Genomic DNA, 18129 nt, shown 5'->3' with positions numbered 1-18129 from the left:
GATATGGGCAAGCCAATCTATATTCTGGCCGGGCAAAGCAACGCCCGGCGCATTGCGGACGAGGTCAGCGCGGCGCTCGATTCCGAACACGGCGCCGGAAACTACGCGCTGGTGCAGGTGCATGCGCCCGGCGCCCCGCTGACCCGCAGCCGCGACGGCGACGATTGGGCGACAGCCTCGGAACTGCCCCAGGCGCTGACGACTCAGGTGATCGACGCCATTGCCGCCAATCCTGACGGGTGGATCGCCGGGATGATCTGGGTGCAGGGCGAAGGCGACAGCCATGGCGAGGGGGTGCCGCAGGATTACGCCTCGGCGCTGACCGGTCTCTGGCAGGACCTGCGCGGCGCGGTCGAGGCGCGCTTCGGCGCCGGGGCCGCCGGGATCGGCACGGCGCGGATCGTTCTGTCCGAACTCTCGGATCAGGCCCCGGCGGCCCCGGGGCGGGTGCATTGGGACGCGATCATCGACGCGCAGCAGGATCTGGCCGAGACACAGGACTGGATCGAGACGCGCGACCCCGACGACATCGCGGCCAGCGCCGGGATCAAACCCGATGCGATGTTCGCCGATGATCTGCATTACTCCGATGACTTCAGCGCCCTGCTGGCAACGGAACTGGTCGCCACCTTGGCCGTCGCCGCCGATCTGCCGCCCGGTGCCGATGTGCTGCGCGGCGGCGATGGCAACGACAGCTACAATGTCGATCACAGCGATGACCGGATCATCGAGGCACCGGGCGGCGGCCTCGACCGGGTCGCGGCCTCGGTCAATTATGTGCTGTGGCGGCAGGCCGACAATGTCGAGGATCTGGTGCTGACCGGGCAGGATGATCTGCGCGGCGTCGGCAATGATCTGGGCAACTGGATCACCGGCAATGCCGGGGACAATAGCCTCGACGGGGCCAGGGGCGCGGATGAACTGCACGGCGGCGCGGGCAATGACACGCTGTTCGGTGGCGCCGGCGACGATCTGCTGCGCGGCGGCCCCGGCGGCGACCTGATCGATGGCGGCGCGGGCGCTGACGACATTCGCGGCACCGGGTCCGAGTTGTTGGGCGATGTGGTGACCGGCTTTGACTATGACGACCGGCTGGTGGTCGAGGACACGCGCGCCGAAGCGCTGGAGCTGATACAAAGCGCGCGCACGGCGGAACTGCGGATCGACAGCACCGGCGATGGCCGCCTCGACGGTGCCCTGCAATTTCAGGCGGCGCAGGACAATGGCGTGTTTCTGATGGTGCCGGACGGGGCCGACACCCAGATCGTCTATGAACGCGCCCTGCCGCAACTGACCAATGGCCAGGCCCTGGCGTCTGAGCGGATCATTGGGCTGAACAATCCCGAAATGCTGACCGGCGACGGGGTGAAAACCTTTCGGGTCTCGCTGGGCAATGACTCGAGCGCCGAGTTCGACAATACCCTCGGGGTCTATGAGATCGATCCCGCCGGACGGCTGATCGACACCAGGATCCTGTTTGGCAATGCCAATGCGCAGCAATCAGAAGTGGTGCTGGACGGGATCGAGGCGGGCAATCGGCTCGGCTTTTTCCTGATCCAGGACGGCGCCGACATTGCCGCCACCTTGCGCGACGCAGAGCACCTGGCGTTTCAGACCCGGGCGGGCGACCCCGCGACCCTCAGTGATAATGCCGAAATCATGCTGAGTGCTGATGGCGATGAGGTGGATGTGGTGGTGTTCCATTCCGAATCTGCGGCGATGAATGCCGACGGGATCACCCATGCGGTTGCCGGTGCCGACCCGGACAGCGGCGCGGTCACCTTTGGCTTTGAGGATCTCTCGGGTGGTGGCGATCTGGATTACCAGGACGTGGTGTTCCGCCTGCAAGCGGACCACGGCACCTGACCGGCATTTCAGATCGGTTCGATATCGCCCAGCGCCCGCTGGCGGTGAAACTCCGCCTCCCAGGTGGCAAATGCCCCGGCGGCAATGGCATCGCGCATGCCCTGCATGAGCTCTTGGAAATAGTGCAGATTGTGCCAGGTCAGCAGCATACCGGAAATCATCTCTCCGGCGCGGAACACATGATGCAGGTAGGCGCGGCTGTAGCTGCGGCAGGCGGGACAGGTGCAATCGGCGTCCAGCGGGCGCGGATCATCGGCATGGCGGGCGTTCTTGATGTTGATCTGGCCGCGCCGGGTCCAGCCCTGGCCGGTGCGCCCCGAGCGGCTGGGCAAAACGCAATCCATCATGTCGACACCGCGTTTCACCGCGCCGACGATATCGTCGGGCTTGCCCACCCCCATCAGATAGCGCGGCTTGTCCTCAGGCAGCATCCCCGGTGCATAATCCAGCACGCCGAACATCGCCTCTTGTCCCTCGCCCACCGCCAGCCCGCCAATGGCATAGCCGTCAAAGCCGATGGCCTTCAGCGCCTCGGCGCTCTCACCGCGCAGCGCCTCGGTGACACCGCCCTGTTGGATGCCGAACAGCGCATGGCCGGGCCGATCACCAAAGGCATCGCGCGACCGCTGCGCCCAGCGCATCGACAGGCGCATCGATTCCGCGACCGTCGCCTCGGTCGCGGGCAGCGCCGGGCATTCGTCGAAACACATCACGATATCCGACCCCAGCAGGCGCTGGATCTGCATCGATGTTTCCGGCGACAGCATGTGTTTTGAGCCGTCGATATGGCTGCGAAAGGTCACGCCATCCTCGGTCAGCTTGCGCAGGTCGGCCAGGCTCATCACCTGAAACCCGCCGGAATCGGTGAGGATCGGCTTGTCCCAGTTCATGAACCGGTGCAGCCCGCCCAGCCTGGCGATCCGCTCGGCGCCGGGGCGCAGCATCAGATGATAGGTGTTGCCCAGCAGGATATCGGCGCCGGTCGCCGCCACGCTTTCCGGCAGCATCGCCTTGACCGTCGCGGCGGTGCCCACCGGCATGAAGGTGGGCGTGCGAATGGTGCCGCGCGGGGTGTCGATCACCCCGGTGCGCGCCGCGCCGTCGGTGGCCTTGAGGCTAAAGCTGAAACGCTGGGTCATTGCATCCATTTCCTGACCGGCCCCCTATAATCCCGCCCGACAGGCAAAGCCAAGCCTTGCCAGCGCAATCGCCAGGGTTCATTTTAGCGCGAAACAAAGGATGACCCGATGAACCAGATGACGCCCCCCGAATTGGTAACAACCGCGCTGGACGCCGGTTTGTTCACGCTGACCCTTGGCAATGGCAAGGCACATCCGCTGTCGCTGGCGATGATCAAGGCGCTGCAGGCGGCGCTCGACACCGCGTTGGCCGATGATGCGGCCCGGGTGATCCTGCTGCACGGGCCGGGGTCGATCTTTTGCGCCGGGCATGACCTCAAGGAAATCGCGCGGCACCGCGACGATGCGGATGAGGGTGTCGCCTTTCTCGGGGTTCTGTTTGACGCCTGCGCCGGGCTGATGCTGACCCTGGCGCAATCGCCGAAACCGGTGATCACCCTGGTCGAAGGCATTGCCACCGCCGCCGGGTGCCAGATGGTTGCCTCGTCGCATATGGCCTTTGCCGCCGAGGGCGCGCAGTTCCAGTTGCCCGGCGTCAACAATGGCGGATTCTGCACCACACCAGCGGTTGCGGTCAGCCGGGCCGTGGCGCGCAAGCATCTGATGGAGCTGGTGTTTTCCGGCGAGATGCTGGACACCGATTGGGCCCTGCGCGCCGGGCTGATCAACCGGGTGCTGCCCGCCGAGGCGGTGGAGCAAGGGGCACGCACCTTTGCCGCTGGCCTGGCCGCCCGCAACCCCGGCCCGATCCAGGCCGGGATCGCAACGATCAACCGGCATCAGCCAATGGAGCTGGACACGGCCTATGGCATGGCCCGCGATGTGATGATCAGCCATTTCATGGATCCCGGTCGCCGCGAGAGGGAAAAGGCGAGCAAGTTCAGCGCCAAGGCCTGAGGCAGGGACCTATTTCAGGCTGGATTGCGGCAGCGTCGGCAGAAGGGTTCGGCGATTTTTCTGCGCTCTATGGACCCGGGCGGCTTAATTCCCTATATATTCGCTCAGGAAACCCGTGAGGCACAAATGACCCAAAGCCCCGAGCCACTGGAAGGCGCGCCGCTGATCGCGCCTTCAAGCACTGACCACCCGCTCTATGACAGCGTGGTCGAGGCCTGTCGCACCGTCTATGATCCTGAGATTCCGGTGAACATCTATGATCTGGGGTTGATTTACACGGTCGAGATCTCGGACGAGAATTCAGTGCGCATCGCAATGACCCTGACCGCGCCGGGCTGCCCGGTGGCGGGTGAAATGCCCGGCTGGGTGGTCGATGCGATTGGCCCGGTCGATGGGGTCAAGGATGTCGATGTCGAAATGGTCTGGGATCCGCCCTGGGGCATGGACATGATGAGCGATGCGGCGCGGCTGGAGCTGGGATTCATGTAAATCAATGTCTGAGGCTTGATTTTAGCGGATTAAAACCTTATGACTTGATGGTGCTCCCGTCGCATCAGGAAATCCCATGTCCACGATCTCTGCGGTGCTCACCGGCGATCTGATCGAGTCCAGCAACGCAGAGCCCGATGCCGTCGAGCGGGCGATGCGCATCCTATCCGCCACCGCCGACAGCATCGCCGGGTGGCAGGGACCGCCGACCGACACCAGATTTACCCGGTTCCGTGGCGACGGCTGGCAGATGATGCTCAGCGCGAACCCGGAACTGGCGCTGCGAGCGGCCATCGTCCTGCAAGCCAGCCTGCGCGCCGCCGGCCCGACACCGGGAACCCGGATCGCCATCGGGCTTGGCCATGTCGACCATTTCGGCAGCAAAGACCTCTCTGACGCGCGCGGCACGGCGTTTGAACGCTCGGGCCAAACCCTTGACTCGATGGGTCGCACCCGGCGGTTGACCTTGGCCGCGCCGGGGCTCTCGCCGCTCGCCGACATAATCTTCGACCTGATCGATGAGCGCATGACGCGGTGGACACCCGAGCAAGCCGAGGCCGCCGCGCTCTACCTCCTGCCGGACAACCCGACACTTGCCGCAATTGCCGGACCTCTGGCAATCTCGCCACAGGCGGTCAGCTATCGGCTGGGCGGTGCTGGCGGCGCGCGGCTGCGCAAGAGCCTCAGCGATTGGGAAGACGAATTACGAACCTCCGAACTGGACAAGGTGGCACCATGATCGAGACCCTGACCGCATTGTTCTTTGCCCATGTCCTGGCGGATTTTGTCTTTCAGAACAGGTGGATGGTCCGCCACAAGCGCAATCCTCTGGTGATCCTGCTGCATATTCTCATCGTACTGGCCTGCGCCTGCGCCGCGCTTGGCCTGGCAGCGGTTCCGGCGCTGTTGGCGCTGGCCACCCTGCATCTGGCCATCGACCTGGTGAAAACCTATGGCGCACGCGACAGTGCCGCGGCGTTTCTGCTCGACCAGATCGCGCATCTGGCGGTGATCGGGGGCATCGCCCTCTATGCGCCGGGGCTTTGGAACGCGGGGCTCTGGGCGGCGCAGACTGAAATCGCCGCGCCGCTGATCCTGCATCTGATGGCGCTGACCGGCGGCGGCCTCTACGCAATCCGCGCCGGCGGCTTTGCGGTGGGCAAGCTGATGGCGCCGTTCGGCGCTGATTTCACCTCGGGCGGGTTGCCCAGTGGCGGGCTGATGATCGGGCTGCTGGAACGCGGGCTGATCTACCTGCTGGTGCTGTTCGGCCAAGCCGCCTCAATCGGGTTCCTGATTGCCGCGAAATCGGTGATGCGGTTTGAAACCGCCTCAAAGGAGCAAAAGGCGGCGGAATATGTGATCATCGGCACCCTGGCCTCATTCGGCTGGGCCCTGGCCGTCACCATGGGCGTGATGACCCTGCGCAGCGCCCTGCCCGCACTTGAGATTGCGCCCTCCGCGCATTAGATTGACGAGGAAGGAGACCCATCCCATGTTCGGCATTCCAGGCAAACAGGCGGTGACCATGACCCCCAAGGCGGCGACCCAGATCGCGCGACTGATGGACAAGGACGGCCACAGCGGCCTGCGTATTGGCGTCAAGAAAGGCGGCTGCGCAGGCATGGAATACACCATGGAATATGTCACCGAGGTCGATCCACATGACGAGGTGGTGGAACAGGATGGCGCCAGGGTGATGATCGCCCCGATGGCGCAGATGTTCCTGTTCGGCACCCAGATCGACTATGAAACCACGCTGCTGGAAAGCGGCTTCAAGTTCAACAATCCCAATGTCAGCGAAGCCTGCGGTTGCGGTGAATCGATCAAGTTCAACGACGCCTGATGGCGGTCGATGCGGATTTTGTCGACCATGTGATCGATCTGTTCGCGGAGCTCGGGCCGCTGCGCACCGGGCGGATGTTTTCCGGCGTTGCGGTCTATGCCGAGGAGGATGCGATGTTCGCGATGATCTCCTCCTCCGGCGTGGTCTATATGAAATCCGACGACGCCACCCGCCCGGCCTATGAAGCGGCGGGATCGGAGCCGTTCTGGTATAGCCGTGGCAGCGGCGAGCGGCAGGTCACCTCGCTGATGGCGCTGCCGGAAAGCGCGCTGGACGATCCCGGCGAGGCGCTGGGCTGGGCCCGGATCTCGATGGGTCCAGCCCGGGCGGCGGCAGAAAAGAAACGGGCCGAAAAGGCACGCAAGGCCGCGCGCGCCGCAAAAACCTGAGCCACGCTTGACGCGCCGGGCGCGCTGGCAAAAATTGGGCCGAGGACGTAAAGAGCCTATGGTCACAGGGCCGACATCAAGACAAGGGGCAGAGATGCGCAGAAAACTCGCGGCGGGCAATTGGAAGATGAACGGGCTCAACGCCACGCTGGCCGAGTTGTCGGCGCTGGCCGCCGAACATCCCGACACCGGTGTCGATCTGCTGATCTGCCCGCCCGCGACGCTGATCGCCCCGGCCCGTGCCGCCCTGGCCGGGAGCCCGCTGCAGATCGGCGGCCAGGATTGCCACGCCGAGACCAGCGGCGCTTATACCGGCGACCTTTCGGCCATGATGCTGCGTGATGCCGGTGCCAGCGCGGTGATCCTCGGCCATTCCGAACGCCGTGCCAGCCATCGCGAAACCTCGGAAGAGGTGCGGCTCAAGGCCAATACCGCCCAGGCGGCGGGGCTGATGAGCGTGGTTTGCCTCGGCGAAAGCCGGTTTCAGCGCGAGGCGACCAACACCCTTGATATCATCGGCGCGCAATTGTCGCTGTCGGTGCCAGACAGTTCCACCGGCGAGAACCTGGTGGTGGCCTATGAGCCGGTCTGGGCGATCGGCAGCGGGTTGACCCCGACACCGGAGCAGATCGGCGAGGTGCATACCTTTATGCGCGCCCGGCTCGAGCACCGTTTCGGCCCCGGAATCGGCCGCTCGGTGCGGTTGCTTTATGGCGGCTCGGTGAAGGCGGAAAATGCGGCCGAGATTTTTGCGATTCCGGATGTCGACGGGGCGCTGGTCGGCGGCGCCAGCCTGAAAGCCAGCGATTTCAGCCCGATCATCGAGGCGCTGGAAGCCGCCTGAGGGGTCGCCTGAGGGCCCCGCCTCAGAGGTCCTGCCTGAGGGTTTGCGCGGGGCGGTGCCCCGCGCCGCAAAGGGGGCGCTGCCCCCTCTTGGCCTTTGGCCAATTCACCCCCGGAATATTTTTGGCAAGATGAAGCGGACGGGCCGCGGCACGGAATGGTGCCGCGGCCGGTTCAATTGGTGATGATCTCGGGGCCCATCATCAGGGTCGGCAACCAGGTGCTGAGGATCGGGATATAGGTCACCATGATCAGGAAGATAAACAGCACCCCGAGGAACGGCAGCGCCGCCCGCACCACCCGCATCATCGGCATCCCGGCGACGCCGGAGGTGACGAAGAGGTTGAGCCCCACCGGCGGGGTGATCATACCGATTTCCATATTTACCACCATGATGATGCCCAGGTGGATCGGGTCGATGCCGAGCTGAATGGCAATCGGGAACACCAGCGGCGCCACGATCACCAACAGGCCGGAAGGTTCCATGAACTGGCCACCGATCAGCAGGATCAAATTGACCACGATCAGAAAGGTCACCGGACCAAACCCGGCGCCGAGCATCGCCTCGGCGACCTTTTGCGGCACCTGTTCGTCGGTCAGCACATGTTTCAGGATCAGCGCATTGGCGATCACGAACATCAGGGTGATGGTCAGCTTGCCCGCCTCAAACAGGGTGCGCCGGGTGTCGTGGTGGAACAAGCCGGTGACCAGCGCCATCGGTTTTTGCATCAGGGTCAGGTTGCGGCCCGCCCCTTCGGTCATCAACGGGCCCATATCGCGGTAGATATAGGTGGCGGCGATGAAGGCATAGACCGAGGCGACAGCGGCGGCTTCGGTCGGGGTGAAGATCGCGCCGGTGATGCCGGGAATGCCATAGATGCCGACCATGATGATCACGATCAGCATCAGCCCCCAGAAGGCATCCCGGAAGCTGTCCCAGACCTCGCCCCACCCCAGCCATTCGCCCTTGGGCATGCCGCGCAGCCGGGCCATGATCCAGATCGCCAGCATCAACATGCAGCCCGCCAGAATCCCGGGAATGACCCCGGCCAGGAACATCCGCCCGACCGAGACATCGGTGGCGGTGGCATAGACCACCATGACAATCGAGGGCGGAATCAGGATGCCGAGGGTGCCGGCATTGCAGATCACCCCGGCGGCGAAATCCTTGGTATAGCCGGCCTGGGTCATCGCCGCGATGACGATCGAGCCGATGGCGACCACGGTGGCCGGGGATGATCCCGACAGGGCGGCAAAGATCATGCAGGCAAAGACCCCGGCAATCGCCAGCCCGCCGCGCAGATGGCCAACGCAAGCGATGGAAAAGCGGATGATCCGTTTCGCCACGCCGCCGGTCGACATGAAGCTGGAGGCGAGCACGAAGAACGGGATCGCCAGCAGGGTGTAATGGCCGACAAAGGCCTGCATCAGCGTCTGCGCGATCGAGGCCAGCGAGGTGTCCGAGAACCACAGCAGGAACAGGATCGAGGAAAAGCCGAGCGACACCGCGATCGGCACGCCGATCAGCATGAAGCCGATGACCATGATGAAGAGGATGGCGACGTCCATGGTTCAGATCTCTCCGCGCTGTTCGCGCACTTCGGCGATGTCGTCTTCGACCTCGTGGCTGGCGACCATGCGGTCGATCTGACCGCGCCACAGCGCCAGCCCGGCCTGGGCAAAGCGGAACAGCAGCAGGGCCATTGAAAACGGCAGCACCGCATAGGGAATGAAGCGCGGCAGCTTTTCATAGGCATCGCCGTCATTCATTGCGGTTTCGAGGAATTTCAGGAATGGCGGGTTGGGGATGTCATTGACCTCATACCAGGCCTTGCCCCGAAACGTGTCCTCGAACCCCAGCGGGAACCAGCGGCCTTCGGTTTGCGGCAGGTTGGCGAAATTGGCCCAGTAATCCCAGGCGCCTTTCAGCAGCAGGCAGGCAAAGGCCAGGCAGACCAGCACCGAGAGCAGGCCGAGCCGGCGCCGCATCGGGGCGGCGACCACATCAAGGATCGCATCGACCCCGAGATGCGCGCCTTTCTTGACCGCGTAGGAGGCGCCCAGAAGCACCATCCAGCCGAACAGAAACACTGTGAACTCGAGCGCCCAGAGAATGTTGGCGTTGAACACATAGCGGGCGACAACATTGGCGAAGGTCACCAAGGTCATGATGCCCAGAATAGCCGCGATCAGAGTTTCCTCGATCCGGTCGATGATATTGGTGCCCGGCGCTGGATGCATCGGCCTCACTCCCCCCTAAAGACCCAATCTCCCGTTGGGTGACGGGGCGCGGTTCCCTGATTGGCTCCGCGCCCCGCCTTGTCACGACGATACCACAGTATCGGCTCTTAGTGTTTGGCGTTGATCACCTGGGCGGCGTCGATGCTTTCCTGCCCGACATCGGTCAGGAACTTGTCCCAGACCGGGCGCATGGTATCGACCCAGGCCTGACGCTGCTCGGCGCTCAGCGCCCGCACCACGCCACCGGCAGCTATGATCGACTGCTTGGCGGCTTCGTTCACGGCGGTCGATTCCGCGTTCCGGGCCGCGGTCACTTCGCTCAGGATGGTCATGAACTGATCGCGGGTCGCCGGGTCGAGGCTATCCAGCCAGTCAACCGAAGCAACGACGAGATAATCGATGATGCCGTGGTTGGTTTCGGTCGAGCCGTCCTGCACCTCAAAGAACTTCTGGCCATAGATGTTGGACCAGGTGTTTTCCTGACCGTCCACAACACCCTGTTGCAGGGCGCCATAAACCTCGGAAAACGCCATTTTTTGCGGGCTGCCACCGATGGCTTCCATCTGGGCGACCAGCACTTCGGAGGGTTGCACACGGAACTTCAGGCCCTTGGCGTCGGTCGGCAGGACCAGCGGCTTGTTGGCCGACATCTGTTTCATGCCATTGTGCCAGAATGCCAGGCCTTGCAGCCCGCGTTTCTGCATCGAGTCAAGCAACGCCTGACCGGCATCGGAGTTCTGGAATTCGTCCACCGCATCGATGTTCTTGAACATAAACGGCAGATCGAACAGGCGATATTTCTTGGTGAAGGTTTCGAATTTGGACAGCGACGGTGCGGCCAGCTGCACATCGCCCTGCAGCATCGCTTCGATCACCTGATCGTCGTTGTAGAGGGTCGAGTTCGGATAGACCTCCATACAGGCCTTGCCGTTCATCTCTTCGTTGACGCGGGTTTTCAGAAGATCGGCGGCGATGCCTTTGGGGTGTTTGTCGGTGTTCGTGACATGCGCGAACTTGATCACGATTTCACCGGCGTCGCAATTGGCCAGCGCGGTGTTCGCGGTGACGCTGAGCGCCAGAGCCATAGCAGCAGTGGACAGGAATTTCATCGGTTTCTCCTCCCGGGATATGCGGTCGATTCTCAGGGCGTCAGGCCCCTGCGCGCAGAGGATTACATGCAAATCCCGGCCGCAAGTGGCCGTGACACCAGCGCAAGCGTCGAAGATTTTTTGCATATTTATTATATGCTTGGGTCACATTTCTGTGAGCTCCGTCAGCGCCGCCGCCGCCCGCCTGTGCGGTTGCCCGCACGTCACCGCCGGGATTTGTGCGGATTTCCGCACATTATCGAAAATCCTCGGGGCGCAGCCCATAGCGGGCCAGCTTGTCGTAGAATGTCTTGCGCGGCAGTTTCAGCGCCTGCGCGGCGGCGCTGGCATGGCCACCGTGCCGTCGCAATGCCGCCGTCAACAGCGAGCGTTCGACCCGCGCCATCTGTTCCGCCAGCCCCAGATCATGCGCCGCGCCCTCAGATCGTGGTGCCTCCATTCCGAGGACAAAGCGCATCGCCTCGCTCATCAGGGCACGGGCGTTGCCGGGCCAGTCGCGGGCGATCAGTGCCGCCACCACCTCTTCGGTGATCACCGGCGGTTTCAGCCCGGCCTGATCGGCGGCCTGGGCGACATATTGGCGGAACATCACCGGGATATCCTCGGGCCGCTCAGACAGCGCCGGGATCCGCACCCGCATCACATCGAGACGGTAATAGAGATCGGGACTGAACGCGCCGCTCTCTGCGGCCTGGCTCAGATCGGTGGAGGCGCCGGCGATCACCCGTGTGCCCGCGCCCTGTTCCAGCCGCTCGGTCACCGCAAATTGGGTGTCGCGCGGCATTGCCGCGATTTCATCCAGAAACAGCGTGCCGCCCTTGGCCTCATCACAGGCAGCGTCAAAGGCATCGCGGGTCAGCCCGGCGGCCGGGCGTTTGACAAAGGGACGCCGGGCCAGCGGTGACATCAGATGCACGATCTCGGCGATTTTCGGGATGCCAGTGCCGGGGGCGCCGGTGATCAGCACCTCGGCGCCGGTGCCCGCCACCTGACGCACCTGATCACGCAACCGGTCAGACAGATCGGACGAGCCAAAGATCAGCCGTGCCGCCGGATCGCCGGTTTGCAGCTGCGCCTTCAAGCGGCGGTTTTCCAGCACCAGCGCCCGGGTCTTGAGTGCCCGCTCGACAATCGGCAGCAGATCGGCGCTGGCGCAGGGTTTTTCCAGAAATCCAAAGGCGCCCTGGCGCATCGCCTCAACCGCCATCGGGATATCGCCCTCGCCGGTCAGCAGGATCACCGGCAGATCGGCGTCGATGCCCTGGGTGTAGCCCAGCAGGTGAAACCCGTCGCGCCCCGGCATCCGGATATCCGACAGGATCACCCCGGTGAAATCGGCGGTGATATAATCCTTGGCCGCCACGAAACTGGCGGCCAGAACCGGGTCGAGATCGGCCAGATCCAGGGTTTGGCCCAGCGCCTCGCGGACCGCGGAATCGTCATCGACCAGCAACACGCGGGTGGTCATCGCCTGGCTCCGCCGCTACGGCGTTGCAGCCTGTCGGCTGGGTGATCCGTCTGCCGCACCCTCATGCCGCCACCTCGCCTTGCCAAGGTTCCAGTTCGACGCTGAATTCGGCGCCGCCCTCAGGCGCGTTGTGGCCCCGGATCGCGCCGCCAAAGCTCTGCACCAGCCCGTATGAGATCGACAAGCCCAGCCCCATGCCTTCCGAGGCGCCGACCTCTTTGGTCGAATAGAACGGATCGAAGATCTTTTCCGGCGCGGAGATCCCCGGCCCGTTGTCGCGGATCAGGATCACCGGCCGCTCTGCCGCCGCATCAACCCGCACCAGCAGGCGGCACTCTTCGCGCCCGGCCATGGCATCGGCGGCGTTGCTCATCAGATTGACCAGAACCTGGCCCAGCCGCACCTCGCCGCCCATGGCCCAGACCGGGCCGCTCGGCGCCTGCCAGTCGACGTCGATGCCGTCCTTGGCCATTCGCGCCTCGGTCATCTCCAGCGCGGTCTCGACCACCGCAACCACATCGATCCGGCGCACCGGCTCATTCTCCTGGCGGGCAAAGGCGCGCAGGTTGCGGATGATCCGCCCCATCCGCCCCGCCAGCTCGGCGATCCGCGCCAGATTGCCCGCCGCCGCCTCGGACTTGCCGCGTTCGATCAGCAGCGCGCCATTTTCGGCGAATTGCGAAATCGCCATCAGCGGCTGGTTCAACTCATGCGAAATCCCTGCCGACATCTGGCCCAACGCCGACAGCTTACCCGCCTGCACCAGATCGGCCTGCGCCTGCTTCAGCGACGCCTCGGCCTCTTGCCGCTCCGCTACTTCGCGGCGCAAGGCGGCAATGGCACCCGACAATTCCGTGGTCCGTTCCGCCACCCGGCTTTCCAGAGTCGCATTGGCCATGGCCAGCACCCGCCGCCGTTCCAGCGCCCAGAACAGCATGGCCGCCACCGCCAGCCCGACCAGCGCCACCACCGCCGCCTGCAACCCGGCAAGCCGCCGTGCCGGGGCGACATCGATCAGCGCCTCGGCGCGCATGCTGATCTTGGGCAGGTCCTGCGCCAGATGCAGCCCGCTGCGCGGCAGATAAGGGCCCCAATCCAGGCGCCAGATCTCATGCGCCCCGGTCTGCCAATGCTCAAATGGCGGTATCGGTCCCTGCGGCGGGCGCAGGCGGTCGCCCTCGCGCTGCCAGAACAGGATTTCGGAGCGGTTGGAGATGAACACCCGGCCATCATCATCGGTAAAGAACACCGCCGGGCGATCCCCACGCCATTCGCCCTCAAGCGCCTCAAGGTTCACCGCCACCACCAGGGCGCCGATCACCCGCCCGCTCGCCGCGAACCGCGGCGCGGCGATGTAAAAGGCGCGAATGCCCTGCCCCGGGTCGATGCCATGACCACTGCCCAGCGCGCCGTCAAAGGCGCGGGCCAGGTATTCCGATTGTTCCAGCGCCGCATTGGCCCGCGCCGGGGCCGCATGGGCGGCGGCGATTATCTGCCCCTGCGCCCCGACCAGCATGATATTCAGCACGCTGGTCCGGTCGGCGGCATGCAGCAGCACCGCGTCGGGATCGGCGCCGTCAAGGCCGGGATGCACCGCGATCAGCACCGCCAGATCGCGGTAGCGCTGCAATTGCCCGGTCAGCCGATCCGCCGCCAGCGTCAGATCGGCCTCGCCCCGTCGGGCCAGCCCGTCCAGCGCCTGCACGAAGCCATAGCGCCAGACCCCGGCGGCGATTGCCGCCACCGCAGCCAGCACCGCCAGCATCAGGCCCACGCGTCTGATCCCGGTTGCAGTCATGCGCGCCAATCTATCGTGTCGCCCCTTGCCTTGGAAAGCCCATCCACGGACAAAGGGATATGCAGAGCCTCAGCCAATCGCCCACCGACCCCGAATTCGTGCAGAACCCCTATCGGTTCTACGCCGAGGCCCGCGCCCGTGGGCCGATCCACTACTGGACGGATTACGGCGTTGCCTGTGCCTTTTCCCATGCCGCGGTGTCGCATTGCCTGAAGGACCGGCGGATGGGCCGCGAGGCACCGCCCGAATTCGCCCCCGCGATCCCCGAACATCTGCGCCCCTTCTATGACATCGAGGCGCATTCGATGCTGGAGCTCGAACCACCACGCCACAGCCGCTTGCGGCGGCTGGTGGTCTCGGCCTTTACCTCGGCGCGGATCAACGCGCTGGCGCCGGATATCGCCGGGCTGAGCCATGGGCTGATCGACGCCTTTCCCGATCAGCCCTTCGATCTGCTGCCGCAGTTTGCCAGCCGCATCCCGGTCATCGTCATCGCCCGGCTGCTGGGTGTCCCCGCCGAGATGGCCGATGATCTGCTGCGCTGGTCGAATGCGATGGTGGCGATGTACCAGGCCCGCCGCACACCCGAGATCGAGGCCGCCGCCTGCGCCGCCGCCAGCGATTTCGCCGCCTTCCTGCGCCGCTATGTCGATGAGCGCCGGTCGCGCCCGGCGGATGACCTGATCACCCATCTGATCGCCGCCGAACAGGATGGCGACCGGCTGAGCACGGACGAGCTGATTTCGACCTGCATCCTGCTGCTGAACGCCGGGCATGAAGCGACGGTGCAGGCGATCGGCAACGGGGTGAAAACCCTGCTCGAAACCGGCACCGACCGGAGGGCGCTGGCCCCCGGCGCCATCGTGGGCACGGTCGAGGAAATCCTGCGTTATGACCCGCCGCTGCATATGTTCACCCGCTGGGTCTATGAGGATCTTGAGGTGATGGGCCGGCCCTTCAAACGCGGCGACCGGATCGCGCTGCTGCTGGCCTCGGCCAACCGTGACGCCGGGATCTGGGAGGATGCCGAACGCTTTGACCCAAGCCGCCCGGTCAAGACCAATGCCAGCTTTGGCGCCGGGCTGCATTTCTGCATCGGCGCGCCGCTGGCCCGGCTGGAACTGCAGGTGGCGCTGCCGATCCTGTTCGAGCGCTGCCCGAAGCTGCGGATCGCCGATGCGCCGCATTATGCCAATCTCTATCATTTTCACGGGTTGGAGCGGTTGCAGGTCGGCCACTGAGCCGGATCAATCGGTGCGGGTCCAGACATGCAGCACATCCGCCCCCAGCGGGCGGACCTCGCGCAGCTGAAACCGCGGCGCTGTGGCCAGATGGTCAAGCCCAAGCGCGCCAATTCCCGGACGCCCCTCGGCGCCCAGCATCAGCCCGGCGGTCATCCCGACCACCTCATCGACCAACCCGGCCTGCAACAGCGACGCGGCCAGGGTGCCACCGCCTTCGCAGAACACCCGGGTCAGCCCGGCCGCGCCCAGCGCCGCCAGCGCCGATCCGACATCGAGGCTGCGCCCGGACAGCGTACAGGGCAACAGCCGCGCGCCGAGCCCACGCCAGGCACTGATCCGTTCGGCATCGGCATCGGGACCATGGCAGAGCCAGACCGGCACCTCGCACGCCGTATGCGCCAGCTTGCCGGTCAGCGGCAGGTCGAGGCGGCGGCTGATCACCACCCGCACCGGCTGATGGCGGCTTCCGAGGTCGCGCACGGTCAGCGATGGATCATCGGCACGCGCCGTGCCCGCCCCGATCAGCACCGCGTCATGGCGCATCCGCATCGCATGCACCGCGCGCCGCGCCTCGGGCCCGGTGATCCACTGGCTTTCCCCGGTCGCGGTGGCAATGCGCCCGTCAAAACTCGTCGCCAGCTTTAGCGTCACAAAGGGGCGGCCCTGATCGGTTTTCAGAAAGAACCCGGCCAGATCGCGGGCCGCCTGATCCGCCAGCACCCCGGTGACCACCTCGACCCCGGCGGCGCGTAAAATGGCAAAGCCCTGCCCGGCGACCCGTGGGTCATGGTCATCCATCGGCGCCACGACCCGTGCGATCCCAGCGCCAATCAGCGCCTCGACGCAGGGCGGGGTCTGGCCGTGATGGGCGCAGGGTTCCAGGCTGACATAGGCCGTGGCGCCGCGCCCCCGGTCTCCGGCCTGGGCCAGCGCCACCGGTTCCGCATGCGGCCGCCCGCCCGGTTGGGTCCAGCCGCGCCCGACGATCCGGCCCTCGGCAACGATCACGCAGCCGACCGCCGGATTGGGCCAAGTCCGACCCTGGCCGCGCCGCCCCAGCGACAGGGCCAGCGTCATGTATCGGTTGTCATCCGCCGTCCCGGCCATTGCCGGGGACCTAGCTGTCGTCTTCGGACGTTTTGGCGTCGGGACGCAATTCGCTGACGAATTTGTCGAAATCGTCCGCCGCCTGGAAGTTCTTGTAAACGCTGGCAAAGCGCACATAGGCCACGGTGTCGATCCGGGCCAGGGTTTCCATCACGATCTCGCCGATCACCTTGGACGGAATATCGGTTTCGCCCATGCTTTCCAGCCGGCGCACGATGCCGGAAATCATCTGGTCGATGCGTTCCGGATCAAGGGGGCGCTTCTGCATTGAGATGCGGATCGAGCGCTCCAGCTTGTCGCGGTCGAAATCCTCGCGACGACCATTGGTCTTGATCACCACCAGATCGCGCAATTGCACCCGTTCATAGGTGGTGAACCGCCCACCACAGGCCGGACAGAACCGGCGCCGCCGGATCGCAACGTGATCCTCAGCTGGCCGTGAGTCCTTTACCTGGGTGTCAATATTTCCGCAAAATGGACAGCGCATCGCCGTGTCCCCCAATTCCCAAGACCTGCCGTGGGGTTCCCTCCCACTTATCCACAGTCACTATAGGAGGGCCACCGGGTTTTGGGTAGTGCGGATTTTAACCACCCAAATGTGCTGTGACATCTCGGCGGCAAATCGAGGCTGGTTTCCTGCGGGTGGGTCGCGCTCTGGCGGCCTGCGAGGGCCTTGGCTTATTCCGCTTCGCAGCGCGCTGTGCGGGCCTGCGGCATGTCGACGGACACTCTGGCCACATCCGATTCCGCCAGCGGCAAGTGCAACACCTCTGCCAACGTCGCCTGGCAGCGCGCCAGATCAGCGGCGGGCACGGTGATGATGATCACCTGATCCGCCGCCCCGGGTTCCGGACGGGTCAGATCGTTCAGCGGCAGGGTGGCATAGGCGCCAAATGCCGCGGTTGTGGTCAAGGCGGTGAACAGGGTGAACGAAAGGGCAGCGCGGCGCATTGGGTTTCCTCCGGTTTGGGAAGATACAGGAAACTCCCGAAGCAAGAGTTTCAGCCGATCATCCCGATACCCGCAGAATAGCCGGACCTGCGCCGTGCCAGACAGTCAGGAAATCCTGACCATTTGTGCCGAAATGGGCCTGTGACGGTCCGCCCGCTCGGCAATCACTCAGACGAGTTCCGTAACGTCGGGGGTCGCGTGGTGAATAAAGGGTGAAAGCCCATGCTCTGCGGCAAGCCCCAGCTTTTCGGTGGCGCTGGCAAAGGCCTGATGCCAGTCGCTGGCGTGCGTCGGACCGTTCATGTCCTGATCATTCAAAAAGCCGACGAACAGCAAATGCGCATCCACACCGCGGTCACGCAGCCACCACAAATGCGCGAGCCGGTTGGCGAATTGATAATTCGCCTCAGCCCAATCCGCGCCCGAAGTGACGTGCAAAGCTGCGCGGACCTGATCGAAAGCGGTGGCAATCCGGCGCCGTGAAACCTCTGCCGCCTGCGACGGCGGCGTGTTGAATTCACGCAGATGCGCCTTGGCCTCGACCAGCACGACAGCCGTGCCCGCGACACCCAGCGCATCCCATTGCGGGCCGCGTTTCGGCCAGAAATCAGCCAATGCGTCGCGATGTGACGCCAAGCCCAGGCGATCAAGGAACGCCGCATCGCGGTATTCGGCAAAATCATCCGTCGCGATAGGAGAAACCCAGCGCACTTCGGCAAGGCCAGCGGGCTGAATCAAATCG

At 64.8% G+C, this 18129-nt stretch carries 19 protein-coding genes; 9 read left to right on the top strand and 10 right to left on the bottom strand.

From position 1 onward, the window contains the following. Positions 1-3 precede the first annotated feature (3 nt). Positions 4-1866, top strand: a complete 1863-nt coding sequence (locus P1U48_RS00145) for a DUF4114 domain-containing protein (protein WP_301066110.1) — start codon at positions 4-6, stop codon at positions 1864-1866. 8 nt (positions 1867-1874) lie between these two features. Here the strand turns inward: P1U48_RS00145 and tgt are convergent, their stop codons facing one another. Beyond that, positions 1875-3005: a tRNA guanosine(34) transglycosylase Tgt gene (gene tgt, locus P1U48_RS00140; protein ID WP_301066109.1), complete on the bottom strand. Its 1131-nt coding sequence runs from the start codon at positions 3003-3005 to the stop codon at positions 1875-1877. A gap of 108 nt (positions 3006-3113) precedes the next feature. On the opposite strand from tgt, the gene P1U48_RS00135 reads away from it, so the two are divergent. The 7 genes from P1U48_RS00135 to tpiA all read left to right on the top strand — a co-directional run bounded on the left by P1U48_RS00135 (position 3114) and on the right by tpiA (position 7470). After that, positions 3114-3902, top strand: a complete 789-nt coding sequence (locus tag P1U48_RS00135; RefSeq protein ID WP_301066108.1) for an enoyl-CoA hydratase-related protein — start codon at positions 3114-3116, stop codon at positions 3900-3902. A 126-nt stretch (positions 3903-4028) separates the two neighbouring features. Further along, a complete protein-coding gene (locus P1U48_RS00130; protein ID WP_301066106.1) occupies positions 4029-4391 on the top strand; it encodes an SUF system Fe-S cluster assembly protein in 363 nt (120 codons plus the stop codon). Between the two features lie 76 nt (positions 4392-4467). Continuing rightward, the gene (locus P1U48_RS00125) at positions 4468-5130 is read left to right on the top strand and encodes a hypothetical protein (protein WP_301066104.1); all 663 of its coding nucleotides are present in this window, start codon (positions 4468-4470) and stop codon (positions 5128-5130) included. Next, positions 5127-5861, top strand: coding sequence for a DUF3307 domain-containing protein (locus tag P1U48_RS00120; RefSeq protein ID WP_301066102.1), 735 nt, complete (start codon positions 5127-5129; stop codon positions 5859-5861). Before P1U48_RS00125 ends, P1U48_RS00120 begins: the two co-directional genes overlap by 4 nt. A 25-nt stretch (positions 5862-5886) precedes the next feature. After that, complete coding sequence (locus P1U48_RS00115; RefSeq protein WP_301066100.1) at positions 5887-6237, top strand: iron-sulfur cluster assembly accessory protein; 351 nt, start codon at positions 5887-5889, stop codon at positions 6235-6237. Next, on the top strand, positions 6237-6626 hold the full coding sequence (locus P1U48_RS00110; protein WP_301066098.1) for a TfoX/Sxy family protein: 390 nt from the start codon (positions 6237-6239) through the stop codon (positions 6624-6626). Before P1U48_RS00115 ends, P1U48_RS00110 begins: the two co-directional genes overlap by 1 nt. A gap of 94 nt (positions 6627-6720) precedes the next feature. Beyond that, on the top strand, positions 6721-7470 hold the full coding sequence (gene tpiA, locus P1U48_RS00105; RefSeq protein ID WP_301066096.1) for a triose-phosphate isomerase: 750 nt from the start codon (positions 6721-6723) through the stop codon (positions 7468-7470). 173 nt (positions 7471-7643) lie between these two features. On the opposite strand, the gene P1U48_RS00100 is transcribed toward tpiA, so the two are convergent. The 5 genes from P1U48_RS00100 to P1U48_RS00080 all read right to left on the bottom strand — a co-directional run bounded on the left by P1U48_RS00100 (position 7644) and on the right by P1U48_RS00080 (position 14085). Further along, the gene (locus tag P1U48_RS00100; protein WP_301066095.1) at positions 7644-9038 is read right to left on the bottom strand and encodes a TRAP transporter large permease; all 1395 of its coding nucleotides are present in this window, start codon (positions 9036-9038) and stop codon (positions 7644-7646) included. A 3-nt stretch (positions 9039-9041) separates the two neighbouring features. Next, positions 9042-9710 (bottom strand): TRAP transporter small permease, encoded by a 669-nt coding sequence (locus P1U48_RS00095; RefSeq protein WP_301066094.1) that lies wholly within the window; start codon positions 9708-9710, stop codon positions 9042-9044. A gap of 107 nt (positions 9711-9817) precedes the next feature. Continuing rightward, on the bottom strand, positions 9818-10819 hold the full coding sequence (locus P1U48_RS00090) for a DctP family TRAP transporter solute-binding subunit (RefSeq protein WP_301066093.1): 1002 nt from the start codon (positions 10817-10819) through the stop codon (positions 9818-9820). Positions 10820-11054: 235 nt separating this feature from the next. Continuing rightward, positions 11055-12287: a sigma-54 dependent transcriptional regulator gene (locus P1U48_RS00085; protein WP_301066092.1), complete on the bottom strand. Its 1233-nt coding sequence runs from the start codon at positions 12285-12287 to the stop codon at positions 11055-11057. A gap of 61 nt (positions 12288-12348) precedes the next feature. After that, the gene (locus tag P1U48_RS00080) at positions 12349-14085 is read right to left on the bottom strand and encodes an ATP-binding protein (RefSeq protein WP_301066090.1); all 1737 of its coding nucleotides are present in this window, start codon (positions 14083-14085) and stop codon (positions 12349-12351) included. Positions 14086-14144: 59 nt separating this feature from the next. On the opposite strand from P1U48_RS00080, the gene P1U48_RS00075 reads away from it, so the two are divergent. Next, the gene (locus P1U48_RS00075) at positions 14145-15326 is read left to right on the top strand and encodes a cytochrome P450 (protein ID WP_301066088.1); all 1182 of its coding nucleotides are present in this window, start codon (positions 14145-14147) and stop codon (positions 15324-15326) included. 6 nt (positions 15327-15332) lie between these two features. Here the strand turns inward: P1U48_RS00075 and ribD are convergent, their stop codons facing one another. From ribD to P1U48_RS00055, 4 genes are all read right to left on the bottom strand, one after another. Then, positions 15333-16436: a bifunctional diaminohydroxyphosphoribosylaminopyrimidine deaminase/5-amino-6-(5-phosphoribosylamino)uracil reductase RibD gene (gene ribD / locus P1U48_RS00070; protein ID WP_301066087.1), complete on the bottom strand. Its 1104-nt coding sequence runs from the start codon at positions 16434-16436 to the stop codon at positions 15333-15335. 10 nt (positions 16437-16446) lie between these two features. After that, positions 16447-16923, bottom strand: a complete 477-nt coding sequence (gene nrdR, locus P1U48_RS00065) for a transcriptional regulator NrdR (protein WP_301066086.1) — start codon at positions 16921-16923, stop codon at positions 16447-16449. A 191-nt stretch (positions 16924-17114) separates the two neighbouring features. Further along, complete coding sequence (locus tag P1U48_RS00060) at positions 17115-17387, bottom strand: hypothetical protein (RefSeq protein ID WP_301066085.1); 273 nt, start codon at positions 17385-17387, stop codon at positions 17115-17117. 168 nt (positions 17388-17555) lie between these two features. Continuing rightward, positions 17556-18125 carry a hypothetical protein gene (locus P1U48_RS00055; RefSeq protein WP_301066084.1) on the bottom strand — a complete coding sequence of 190 codons (570 nt, stop codon included), beginning with the start codon at positions 18123-18125 and terminating at the stop codon, positions 17556-17558. Between the last annotated feature and the right edge of the window lie 4 nt (positions 18126-18129).

Source organism: Pseudooceanicola sp., from assembly GCF_029213205.1.
GTDB lineage: Bacteria > Pseudomonadota > Alphaproteobacteria > Rhodobacterales > Rhodobacteraceae > Pseudooceanicola.
This window is presented reverse-complemented; position numbering and strand designations above follow the sequence as displayed.